This window comes from Streptomyces sp. NPDC088350, assembly GCF_044753545.1.
In the GTDB taxonomy this organism is placed as follows: domain Bacteria; phylum Actinomycetota; class Actinomycetes; order Streptomycetales; family Streptomycetaceae; genus Streptomyces.
The window spans coordinates 488,607-499,963 of sequence record NZ_JBIVNL010000009.1 but is presented as its reverse complement, the minus strand read 5'-3'; the positions used below and the strand labels follow the sequence as shown (position 1 = coordinate 499,963).

General features: G+C 69.3%; 7 protein-coding genes. 1 reads left to right on the top strand and 6 read right to left on the bottom strand.

What is annotated here, in order from left to right:
• The 6 genes from araB to ACIQBL_RS32295 form a co-directional block, all read right to left on the bottom strand.
• A partial coding sequence (gene araB, locus ACIQBL_RS32320) for a ribulokinase (RefSeq protein WP_401947858.1) occupies positions 1 to 1,661 on the bottom strand: 1,661 nt, incomplete at its 3' end.
• A 133-nt stretch (positions 1,662 to 1,794) separates the two neighbouring features.
• Positions 1,795 to 4,359 carry a CBM35 domain-containing protein gene (locus tag ACIQBL_RS32315; RefSeq protein WP_401947855.1) on the bottom strand — a complete coding sequence of 855 codons (2,565 nt, stop codon included), beginning with the start codon at positions 4,357 to 4,359 and terminating at the stop codon, positions 1,795 to 1,797.
• 97 nt (positions 4,360 to 4,456) lie between these two features.
• Positions 4,457 to 5,311, bottom strand: a complete 855-nt coding sequence (locus ACIQBL_RS32310) for a carbohydrate ABC transporter permease (RefSeq protein WP_401947852.1) — start codon at positions 5,309 to 5,311, stop codon at positions 4,457 to 4,459.
• On the bottom strand, positions 5,308 to 6,273 hold the full coding sequence (locus ACIQBL_RS32305; protein WP_401947849.1) for a carbohydrate ABC transporter permease: 966 nt from the start codon (positions 6,271 to 6,273) through the stop codon (positions 5,308 to 5,310). The genes ACIQBL_RS32310 and ACIQBL_RS32305 overlap by 4 nt, the downstream gene beginning before the upstream one ends.
• Before the next feature lie 76 nt (positions 6,274 to 6,349).
• Complete coding sequence (locus ACIQBL_RS32300; protein WP_401947846.1) at positions 6,350 to 7,663, bottom strand: ABC transporter substrate-binding protein; 1,314 nt, start codon at positions 7,661 to 7,663, stop codon at positions 6,350 to 6,352.
• Positions 7,664 to 7,835: 172 nt separating this feature from the next.
• Complete coding sequence (locus ACIQBL_RS32295) at positions 7,836 to 8,906, bottom strand: LacI family DNA-binding transcriptional regulator (protein WP_401947844.1); 1,071 nt, start codon at positions 8,904 to 8,906, stop codon at positions 7,836 to 7,838.
• A gap of 172 nt (positions 8,907 to 9,078) precedes the next feature.
• On the opposite strand from ACIQBL_RS32295, the gene ACIQBL_RS32290 reads away from it, so the two are divergent.
• Positions 9,079 to 11,196, top strand: a complete 2,118-nt coding sequence (locus ACIQBL_RS32290; RefSeq protein ID WP_401947841.1) for an alpha-galactosidase — start codon at positions 9,079 to 9,081, stop codon at positions 11,194 to 11,196.
• The last annotated feature ends 161 nt before the right edge of the window (positions 11,197 to 11,357 follow it).

Below are 11,357 nucleotides of genomic sequence, written 5' to 3'. Positions count from 1 at the left end.
CGGAGGTGGCGCAGGCGGTGCATGACCTCGTTGGCGCCGCGGCCGAAGTAGTCGTGCAGCAGCCGGTACTCGGCGAACAGCCGGTCGTAGGCGGCGGCCCGCTCGGGGTCCGGCCGGTAGACGGCCGCCCGCGCCTTGCCCATGGCGCGGGCGGCGGCCCGGATGTCCGCATACATCCCGGCCGCGACCGCCGCATGCATCGCCGCACCCAGCGCGGGACCCTGAGCCGAGTCGATGACACCGAGGGGGAGGCGGGTGACGTCGGCGTAGATCTGCATCAGCAGCGGATTCTTCATCAGCCCGCCCGCGACGATCAGCTCACGGACCGGCACGCCGGACGTCTCGAACGCCTCGATGATCGTGCGGGTGCCGAACGCGGTCGCCTCCAGCAGAGCGCGGTAGACGTCCTCGGGGCGGGTGGACAGGGTCAGGCCCACCACGACACCGCTGAGATCGTGGTCGACCAGAACCGACCGGTTGCCGCTCTGCCAGTCCAGGGCGATCAACCCGTGCTGGCCCACCCGCTGTTCGGCGGCCAGCGCGGTGAGGTGTTCGTGCGGGTCACGGCCCAGCGCGGCGGCCTCCTCCGCGTACGACGCCGGGAAGGCGGTGCGCACGAACCAGCCGAAGATGTCCCCCACCCCGCTCTGCCCGGCCTCGTAACCCCACAGCCCCGGCAGGATGCCGCCCTCGACCACCCCGCACATCCCCGGCACCTCGGCCCACTGGTCGCTGCTCATCACATGACAGGTGGAGGTGCCCATGATGGCGACCATCCGGCCGGGTTCCACGGCGGTGGCCGCGGGCGCGGTCACATGCGCGTCGACGTTCCCGACACACACCGCGATGCCCTCCGGCAGGCCCGTCCAGGCCGCCGCTTCGGCCGTCAACCCGCCCGCGCGGTCGCCGAGCTGGCCGATCGGCTGCTCCAGCTTGTCGGTCACGAAGTCGGCGAAGCCGGGGTTGAGTGCGGCGAGGTAGTCGGGGGAGGGGTAACAGCCGTCCTGGAACTGGCCCTTGTACCCGGCGGTGCACGCGTTACGGACGTAGGTGCCGGACAGGCGCCAGACGATCCAGTCGGCGGCCTCCACCCACCGCTCGGTCAACTCGTACAGCTCCGGGTCCTCCTCGAGGAGCTGCAGAGCCTTGGCGAACTCCCACTCCGAGGAGATCTTCCCGCCGTACCGCTTGAGCCAGGGTTCCTTGCGGGCGTCGGCGAGTTCGGTGATGCGGTCCGCCTGGGCCTGTGCGGCGTGGTGGCGCCACAGCTTGACATAGGCGTGCGGGCGGCTGGTGAGGTCGGGGAGTTCACACAGGGGCGTGCCGTCGGCGAGGACCGGCAGGACCGTACAGGCGGTGAAGTCGGTGCCGATGCCCACGACTTGGTCCGGTCGCACACCCGAGCGGGCCAGTGCCTCGGGTACGGCGACGCGCAGCACGTCGATGTAGTCGGAGGGGACCTGGAGCGCCCAGTCGGGCGGCAGCGGGGTGCCGTCGGGGAGGGCCCGGTCGAGGACGGCGTGGGTGTACGGGTGCTCGGCGGTGGCCAGTTCCTCGCCGTCGCGGACGCGGACCACCACGGCCCGTCCGGACAGCGTGCCGTAGTCGACTCCGATGACGTAGGTGTCGGGATGGGTGTGATCGAGGTGCTCGGTGGTCACCGCCGGACCCTCCTTTGTTCGAGATTTCGACCAGTGTTCGAAATGGTGAATGGGAGTGTAGTGAAAAAATCGACGAAACGGGGACTTCCTTCGGGGTCCGGCTCAACTGGCCGGACCCCGAAGGAAGTTGAGGTCAGCCGGAGACCGGCGCGACGGTGATGCGGTCGATGTTGGGTGCGTAGGCGCTCGCGTTGGCGAAGCTGATCGTGTTGGTGCCGGCGGTGAGGGTGACCGGGACGGGGAGGTCCCAGTAGGTGGACCAGCTGTAGTTGTTGCGGAACATGACGGTTTGCGCGGTGCCGCCGTTGACGGAGATCTGGGCCGCGCGGGAGACGACGTTGGTGTTGTAGTTCCCGGAGCCGGAGACCTGGTTGTTGGCGTAGCGGACGTTCATGACGTACCGCCCGGCACTGGCGGCGCTCACCTGGAACGTGAGCGTGTTGGCCGAGCCGTTGCCGATGTAGCCGACGTACTTGCCGCCGGAGGCCCAGGTGTCGGAGGTGGTGACGGCGGTTCCGGCGAGGGTGGCGCTCTCGGCCTCGTACGCGGAGACGCCCGTGGTGTCGGCGCTCGCGGACACGCGCAGGTCGCGGAGCGTCAGCGTGGTCGAGCCCGAAGTCGCCGCCGTGATGCGGTTGTTGCCCGCCGAAAGGTACAGCCGCGAGCTCTTGTCGGTGAGTGTGCCGCTTGTGGAGGCCAGCGTCACGGCGGTGGCGCCGTCCAGGGTGAGGGTGCCCGAGCCGTTGGAGGAGTAGTCGGTGTGGACGGTGTAGTAGCCGTCGGTCGGTGCGTAGACGTCGAAGGCGGCCGAGGTGCCCGAGGTCAGGGCCAGGGCGCCCGCTCCTGTCGTACCGGAGGCCGTGTAGGTGTAGGTCGGTGAGCCGGTGATGTCCGCGTAGGTGGCCGGGTACGAAGTGTCGGCGGTGGAGGCCGCGGTGAGGTCGATCTTGTCGAGGGTGACCTCGTTGGTGCCCTTGGCCAGGGTGATCGTGTGCGTGCCCGCCGTCAGGGAGACCGAGGCGCCGGCCGTGGAGCGGTAGGTCCAGTTCAGCGTCGGCGAGTAGGAGATCGTCTGCGCCGAGCCGCCGTCGACCGTGAGGGTCTGGGTCGCCGGGCCGCCGGACTGGTTGCCGTAGAAGACGTTCAGGTTGTACGTGCCCGTGGTCGGGGCGGTGACGGTGAAGGCGACCTTGCTGTCCGACTGGTTGAGGCTGCCGACGTCCTTGGTGCCCGAAGTGGCGTACCCGTAGGCGTTGGTGACGCTGCCCTGGGTGTAGACGGTGCCGCTGGTGATGGTCGCGTTCTCGGCCTCGTACGACGCCGACCACGGGGTGCTCGCGGCGGTGGGTGTGCCGGTGCCGGCCGGGTTGATGACGATCCGGTAGGCCGCCATCGGGTCGAGGTTGGTCAGCGGGACGGTGATGCTGCCGTCCGAGGCGACCGTGTACGTGTTGCGGGCCAGTACCGTCGGCGCGGGTCCTGCGCCCTCGTAGCCGCTCCAAGCGGTGCGCTCCACCGAGACGTTGACGGTACTGCCGAACGACGACGGTATGTGTTGCACGACCGTGTTCGCCGAGCCGGAGGTGCCGCCGCCGAGGAGGACCTGGGCCTGCTTGCGGCCGGTGTCGAGGGATGCGATGCCCTGGAGTGTGTCGATGACGTTGGACTGGGGCGGGGTCACCTTTGTCGTCTGGCCGGTCAGGCCCGCGTACCAACGCAGCAGCCACCAGTCGCCGTTGGGGATGTTGGTCTGGCTGACGTTGCCGTCGAGGTTCCCCGCGATGTCCCAGTACGCCTGGTCGGCGTAGACCTTGTTCCGCTCGAACATGGACATCCACTGGACCATCTGGCCCGGCACCGAGAGGTCGCGGCGGTCACCGTACTCGTTGATGTTGACCGGGCGGGGGCTGATGCCGGCGTTGGTCTCGATGGTGCGGTACGCGGCGAGGTTGCCCTCGAAGTTGGAGAGGGAGGTGGGGTCCAGCTCGTGCCAAGTGGTCATGTCCGGAAGGACGTTGTTGGCCTTGGCCCACGGGTAGAAGTCGCCCATCAGGCGGGCGTCGTAGTGCGTCTCGTTGGGGCCGGCGATGCGCGCGTTCGGGATGATCGAGCGGATCTTGTTGTAGACCGTCGTCCAGTCGCTCTCGAAGCTGGCGAGCGCGCTGTTGTACGTCGACGTGGTCGAACTGCCCAGTCCCGTGTACCAGTTGCCGTCCGGTTCGTTGAACGGCACCCACACGAACGTGCTCGCGTCGGAGCGGGCCGCGACCTTTGTGACCATCGTGGTGACCTTGGACAGGTAGTCCGTCAGGCCGAGGTTCTCGTACGGCCAGCTGGCGTAGATGTCCTGCATGTAGATGAGGTTGTCGCCGCCGCCACCGCGGGCGAACTCCGGCTGGACGACGAGCGCGTCACCGTTCGGGTGCTGGGCGCCGTCGGGTGCCTTCTGCGCGATGGACGTCATGTGCAGGGGCGTGACGATGTTGTCGCCGGGGACGCCGTCGTCGCTGAGGCCGTACAGGGCGCCGTTGGCTCCGTGCATGACCGCGCCGGTGGTGGTGCCGAGGTCGACGGTCAGTTGCGGGGTGGCCGCCTGCGCTGCGGGGACGGCGAGCGCGGTGCCCAGGAGGGCGGCGGTCACCACCGTCGCACCCATGAGGGCGCGGACGGAGCGGGGTCTGCGGGCTGTTCGAGGCATGGCTGTCCTCCTCCTCCCGCGGCGTTGCGGGAGGCTGTCGGGGTACTTCGCGGGTGACCGGGGCGGCTCAACAGGCCGATCCCCGGGGCTGTTTGGCCTACTTGACGGCGCCGCTCGTGATGCCGGAGACGATGCGGCGCTGCGCTATGACGAAGACGAGGACCATGGGGAGGCTCATCATCACGACGTAGGCGAAGATCAGGTGCCAGTTGTTGAGGTACAGCTGGGCGTTGGCGACCTGGTAGAGGTTGAGCGGGAGGGTGGCCTTGTCGCCGCCGCCGAGGACGAAGAAGGCGTAGAAGATGTCGCTCCAGGCGTAGAGCATCACCATGATCGTGGCGGTGGCGATGACCGGGCGCAGGAGCGGCAGGATGATGCGGAAGAAGACCCGGACCGGGCCCGCGCCGTCCATGCGGGCGGCCTCCTCCAGTTCCTCGGGGAGGGCGCGGATGAAGCCGGTCATGAAGAAGATCGACGTGGACAGGTACATCCCGGCGTAGACGCCGATCATGCCGGGTCGGGTGCCGGCCAGGCCGAGTTGGCGCAGTTCCATGACGATGGTGATCACCGCGGGAGGCAGCAGCAGGCCGCTGATGCTCAGCGCGTAGAGGGTGTTGACCAGGCGGCCCTTGCGGCGGGCGAACACCCAGGCGGCGCCCGCTCCGAGGAGCAGCACGAGGACGACGGACGGGGCGACGACGAGGAGGCTGTTGACGAAGCCCTGGACGATCTTGCCCTCGTCGAAGCTCTGCTTGTAGTTCGCGGCGGCCTGGACGTGGTGGGGCAGGGAGAGGTTGGGTTTGATCGCCTCGGCCTGCGGTTTGAAGGAGGTGACCGCCACCAGCCACAGCGGGATGCCGATGGTGACGGCCGCGATGATCAGGACGACGGCCGGCTGGACCCAGCGCAGTGGGCGCCGGTGTGCAGGGGCGAACGCGGTAACGGTGGTCACTGGTTGTTCTCCCTGCGGCGCAGGCCGACGATGACGGGCACGGCGAGGACGACGACGATGAGGAAGAGCACCAGGCTCATCGCGGACGCCTGCGCGTACAGACCCTGGCCGAAGATGCGGAACATGTAGATGTTGAAGACCTCGGTCTCGCTGCCGGGGCCGCCTCCGGTGGTGGCCTGCACGATGTCGAAGGTGTTCATGGAACCGATCAGCGCGGTCGTCACGTTGAAGGTGACGGCGGGCGCGAGCAGCGGGAACCTGACCGACCAGAAGGTGCGCCACCAGCCGGCCCCGTCGATCCGGGCCGCCTCCAGCACATCGCCCGGCATGCTCTTCAGGCCCGCCAGGTAGATCAGCATGGCCAGGCCCATCCACTTCCAGCCGTGGATGAGGGTCACCACGACCAGCGTCCAGGTGGTCGAACCGAGCCAGGGGGTGTCGACGTGGTGGCCCGCCAGCGAGGACAGCACGCTGTTGAGGGCGCCGTCCTGGGCCAGCAGGGCCCGGAAGATGTAGCCGACGGCGAGCGCGGAGATCAGTACCGGGAGGAAGAACACCGCGCGGAAGAAGCGGTTGAAGCGGGTGTCGCGCTCCAGCAGCAGCGCGAGGGCGAGACCGAAGCCGTTCTGGAAGACGGCCACGAGGACCGCGTACTCCAGGGTGATGCGGATGTCACGGGCCATCGACCCGTCGTGCAGGATGGTGCTGAAGTTCGACAGTCCCACGAAGCCGATCTGCGAGTGGAACGCCGACCAGTCGGTGAACGGGTAGACGAAGTTCAGCAGGTTCGGCAGCAGGAAGAACACGCCGAACACGGCGAGTGCGGGCAGGGCGAACCACCACGGCTGGTTTGCCTTGCCGCGCGGGCGGGTGCGCCGGGACGTCCGGTCCTGGCCGTCGTCCCGGTTTCGGTCCTTCGCGCGCGTGGCGTCGATGGCGTCCATCGTGGCGGTGTCCACCACTTTCTTACCTCCGGTACGGCCCCGGGCACACCGCCGACGGGCGGCCCGGGGGGAAGGGCTGGCTCGGTGGCGCCGGTCAGAAGCCGGCGACGCCGCGTGCCTTGAGGACCTGCTTGAACTGGTCCTCGGCAGCCTGGGCGACCTGGAGCGGGGTCTTCTTGCCGTAGATCATGTCGGCGAGCGCGAGGTGCATGTCGGGGGCGGTGAGAGCCTTGACCTGGAAGACGCCGGAGGCGCTGGACAGGGCCTTGGCCTGGGCGATCGCGGTCTGCGGGAGGCCGTCGGGGTTGGGCACCGAGGGCTCGACCGACACGAGCTTGTTGGCCTTGATGTAGGCGGGGTAGTTGGGGCCGAGCCAGAAGGACATGAACTGCCGGGCCGCGTTCTGCCGCTTGGTGTCACCGGTGTTGAAGGCGACGACACCGTTCGTCTGGTCCGGGGAGTACTCGGCCTTCGCGGAGCTGTTGGCGATGGGGAACCAGCCGAGCTTCTTGTCGATGTCCGCCGTGCTGGCGGTGGCCTGGATCTCGGACTGGAGCGCGGTGACGTTGACGGCCATCGCGGCGGTGCCGTCCATGATCGCCTTGCCTTGGTCGACGAAGGTGGCCGTCTTGTAGTTCTTCTGTGCCAGGCCGCCGTCGAGGACCTTCGTCTTGTACTTGGTGATCGCGTCGACGATGGTCTTGTTGGTCCAACTGTCCTTGTTCTTGTTGAGGTTGTCCCAGAAGGACTGCGGCAGATCCGTCATCTGGGCCTGCACCTGCCACTGGAGCGGCCACTTGTCGCCGCCGACCTCGAAGAACGGGGCCACGCCCGAGACCTTCGACTTGATCTTCGCGGCGTCGGCCAGCAACTCGTCGTAGCCGGCGGGCATGGTGGTGATGCCGGCCTTGGCGAAGACGTCCTTGTTGTAGTAGACGCCGAGGACCGCGGGGCTGGTGACGATGGCCGCGTAGCGGTGGCCGTCGACCTGGCCGAGGGTCTTCTCCGTGGTGCCGAGCTTGGCGACCCAGTCCTCGTTGTCGAGGGTCAGCAGGTTCTTGGCCGGCTGGACGAACGGCAGGGTGCTGCCCGTGGGCTGCCAGAACATCAGGTCCGGCTTGACGCCCGAGGCGAGCTTGGTCGGGACGTTCGACTCGTACGGGTCGGGTATCACCTCGGTGGTGATCTTGGCGCCGGTGGCCTTCTCGAACGCGTCGATGGCCTGCTTGGGCTCCGAGACGCTGTTCTGGGCGACCCACATGGTGAGCTTGACGCCCTTGAGGGAGGCGGTCGGGTTGACCGAGCCCTCGGGTGCGGCGGTAGTGGCGCCACCGGTGCTGTCACTGCACGCGGTGGCGGTCAGCCCGAGGACACAGGCGGTGGCAAGGACGGAGACGGCTCTTCTCATGGCGGATCCTTGTTCGTACGCGGAAGGGAGGCGGGGCGGTGGTGCGGAGATGCGCGATGACTGCGGAGATGTGTGACGGCTGAGGGGAGGACGGCTGACGGTTGCGGCGAGCGCGGGTACGGCTGACGTAGCGGACGTGACGGATACGGCGAGGTCGGACGTCCGGTCCGGCTCATGTGTCCCGTGGCCCCGAGCTCTCCCGGAGAACGAGGGTGGGTTCGGCCGGTACCGGCGCGGATTCCCGCTGATCGGTGTCGAGTTGGGCGCGCAGCAGCCCGAACGCGGCGCGGCCCAGCCCGTGGAAGTCCATGCGGACGGTGGTGAGGGACGGGGTGACGAAAGCGGAGTGCGGGGCGTCGTCGAAGCCGATGACGCTGATGTCCTCCGGGACCCGCCGGCCCGCGTGATGCAGGGCCCGCAGCACACCCAGGGCCAGGTCGTCGTTGCCGCACAGGATCGCGGTGACGTCCGGGTTCCGGGCGAGCTTCTTCCCCGCCTCGTAGCCGGCCTGGGCGTCCCAGCCCTTGCCGGACGGCGGGGGAGGGGTGACACCGGCCGCTTCCAGCGCCTGGCGCCAGCCCTCGGCGCGGGGGCCCGCCACGCGCCGGGTCCCGGTCGAGGCGGGGATCGCCACGTAGTGGACGGTCTCGTGCCCGAGCGACAACAAGTGCTCGGTGGCGGCACGGGCCGCCTCGCGGTCGTCGGCCCACACCGCCGGCCGGCTGGGTGTCCGGCCCGGCCGCGGCGCCTCCACCAGTGCCGCGCACGGCACATGCGCCGGTACGCGGTCCAGGGCGGCGGCGCCGATCGCGTCGAAGCCGATCACCACCAGGCCGCCACCCGTGTCGGCGGCGGCGGCGATCGTGCGGTCCAGATCGTCCTCGGGTGTCACGACCCGCACCCCGAGCGCGTATCCGGCGGCGCGGGACGCCTCCTCCAGGCCCTGCAGGGTGGCCGCGTAGCCGTAGAGGACGGTGTTCGACGTGATGACCGTGACCGATCGGGTCACTCCGCTGGCCAGGGCGAACGCGGTGGCGTTGCGCCTGAAGCCCAGGGCCTGGATGGCGGCGTCGACCCGTTTGCGGGTCTCCTCCTTGACGTTCGGGTGGCCGTTGATGACCCGCGAAACGGTTTGGTAGGAGACGCCTGCCGCGGCTGCCACGTCGCGGATACTGGCGGCTTTCTGCTGCCCCTGAGGGGGGTCGCCGTGGCCGCCGGAGCTTGTGTGACCGGTCACATCCATGCGAGGATTGTGAGCGGTCACAACGTGGGCGTCAAGAGACCGTAACGGGGGATTTACCTTTCGGACCCGCCCGGCGGCCCGATCCGCCCCTCTCCCGCCGAGTGGGAATCCCCAGCTCAGCGCCCACGCGAAGCCACCGCAGGACCGAACCGTCCCGGAAGGGGAAATTGCGTTGACCGTCGTCGTCGAAACAGCCGAGAGGTCCCGTATCTGGTCGCACCCGGAGCTCGGGTTGCACGCCGTCCTGGACGCCAACGGGTCGGTGAGACTGGGGACTTCCGGCCAGGACTGGGCCCGTCTGGTCCCCCTCGTCGAGGTCACCGCCACCGGTCACGGGCGCCTGTGGTCGGGCGAGCGCTTCATCGAGACGGCCATCGGCGACCGCCTGGCCTACCGCGACCACGACACCCGGACACTGCGGGACGGCGGCCTGGAGCGCACGACGATCCGGCTCGCGGACCCGGTGACCGGGCTGGCCGCCGAGGTCACCCTGGACGCGAGCCCCGGCGCGACCTTCCTGCGCTCACGGGTACGGCTGGTCAACGAGGGCGTCGAACCAGTCCGGTTGGAGAGCGTGACGACCCTGACGCTCGGCGGGATCTCGGACGCCGAGGCAGGACTCGACGGACTCACCCTGCACTGGGCGGACAACGACTGGCTCGCCGAATGCCGTTGGCGCCAAGCACCCTTCCGCGACCAGGTCGTTCCGTTGAGCCGGGTCGCCCACGGGCACGAGGGGCGCGGCTGCTTCGAGCGCTACTCGCAAGGGAGTTGGTCCACCGGACGCCACCTCCCGGTCGCCGCCCTCACCGACCGCGACGGCAGGGCCTGGCTCTGGCAGATCGAGTCCAGCGCGGGCTGGCGCTTCGAGACCGGCGAACGCGAGGGCGCCGCCTACGTCGCCCTGTTCGGACCCGACGACGCCCACCACCAGTGGCACCAAGTCCTCGCCCCCGGCGAGGAGTTCCACACCGTCCCCGCCGTCCTCGTCCGCACGGAGAGCGGCGGCCTGGACACCGCCTTCGCGACCCTCACCGACTACCGGCGCGGCATCCGCCGCGACCACCCCGACCACCGCGAACTCCCGGTGATCTACAACGACTACATGAACACCCTGATGGGCGACCCCACCACCGAACGCCTCCTGCCCCTCATCGAGGCGGCGGCGACCGCCGGCGCCGAGGTGTTCGTCATCGACGCCGGCTGGTACGACGACGACGCCCAGGGCTGGTGGGACTCCGTCGGCGCGTGGGAGGCCGCCCCCAACCGCTTCCCGGGCGGCATCCAGGAGGTCCTGGACGCCATCAGGAAGCACGGCATGACCCCGGGCCTCTGGCTCGAACCCGAAGTCGTCGGCGTACGGAGCCCGTTGGCCGCCACCCTGCCGCCCGAGGCGTTCTTCCGGCGCGGCGGTCTGCGCGTCACGGAACACGGACGGCACCACCTGGACCTGCGCCACCCGGCCGCCCGCGCCCACCTCGACGAGGTCGTGGACCGGCTGGTCGGCGAGTGGGGCGTCGGCTACCTCAAGCTCGACTACAACATCAACATCGGCCCCGGCACGGAGAACGGGACCGAGAGCGCCGGTGCGGGACTGCTCGGACACCACCGCGCCCACCTCGACTGGATGGCCGGACTCCTGGCCCGGCATCCCCGACTCGTCCTGGAGAACTGCGGATCGGGCGGCCTGCGCATGGACTACGCCCAACTGGCCGTCGCCCAGCTCCAGTCCACCAGCGACCAGCAGGACCCGCTGCGCTACCCGCCCATCGCCGCCGCTGCCGCCACCGCCGCGACACCCGAACAGGCCGCCGTGTGGGCGTATCCCCAGCCGGACCAGAGCCTCGACGAGATCGCCTTCACCCTCACCGGCCCGCTCCTCGGCCGGATCCACCTCTCCGGCTTCCTCAACCTCATGAGCGACGAGCAGTTCGACCTCGTCCGCTCGGCGATCTCCGTCTACAAGGACCTCCGGCCGGAGATCGGTGCCGCGCACCCGTTCTGGCCGCTGGGCCTTCCCGGCTGGGACGACGAGTGGATCGCCCAGGGACTGCGGGGCACGGAGGCCACGTATGTCATGGTCTGGAGGCGGGAGTCGGTCCCCGGCGGACTCCCGGACACCGACCGCACGCTGGCCGTCCCCCACCTGCGCGGAACCCGGGTTCAGCCCACGGTGCTGTACTCGGCGACCGCGGATCCCGGTGTCGAGTGGGACGCGGCCGAGGGGCGGCTCAGTGTGGCGCTGCCCCGGGCCAACACCGCGGTTCTTGTGCGGTTGAGTGGCGGCTGAGCCCTGACCCGTCGTCCTCGCGGTGCAGGGTTGATCCACGGGTGATCGTCAGGAGACAGGCCCCGCGCACATTCCGTCAGATATGCGCCTTCACCTGGCAATGCCGGGCTACAGGTGTTTCGTCCGTGTCCTGCCCATAGAGTTCTCGAAGTTCCTGCGCG

Bases quoted from the DNA above. Each gene is read 5' to 3' on its own strand.
- ACIQBL_RS32315 (WP_401947855.1), bottom strand. From the start codon at position 4,359: ATGCCTCGAACAGCCCGCAGACCCCGCTCCGTCCGCGCCCTCATGGGT.
- ACIQBL_RS32300 (WP_401947846.1), bottom strand. From the start codon at position 7,663: ATGAGAAGAGCCGTCTCCGTCCTTGCCACCGCCTGTGTCCTCGGGCTG.
- ACIQBL_RS32295 (WP_401947844.1), bottom strand. From the start codon at position 8,906: ATGGATGTGACCGGTCACACAAGCTCCGGCGGCCACGGCGACCCCCCT.